Origin of the sequence: Klebsiella sp. K47 (assembly GCF_051858335.1) — a bacterium.
GTDB lineage: Bacteria > Pseudomonadota > Gammaproteobacteria > Enterobacterales > Enterobacteriaceae > Klebsiella > Klebsiella pneumoniae.
The window spans coordinates 1-225 of the sequence record NZ_JBPYUI010000394.1 but is presented as its reverse complement, the minus strand read 5'-3'; the positions used below and the strand labels follow the sequence as shown (position 1 = coordinate 225).

The window sequence follows — 225 nt, the reverse complement described above, 5'->3', positions numbered from 1 at the left end:
CAGCGCGAAGAACATCAGCGAGAGGATGGCGCCATTGCTGGAGGCCGCCTCGACCACGTTGCTCGGCACGATCGACAGCAGCATGTCCATGCCCTTGGGCGTGCCATGGATGCCAGCGACGATTTCCTTGCTGCGCTCGGCATTCTCGGTGAGCATCTGCGCGGCCACGACCGGGTCCACGCCCGCGCCGGGCTTGAGCACGTTGACCAGCACCAGGCCGATGCC

The 225-nt window shown here is 66.2% G+C and carries 1 pseudogene; it reads right to left on the bottom strand.

Features of this window, described 5'->3' with window-relative positions:
• A pseudogene (locus RRF55_RS28525) lies at positions 1-225 on the bottom strand (hypothetical protein); the annotation flags it as partial.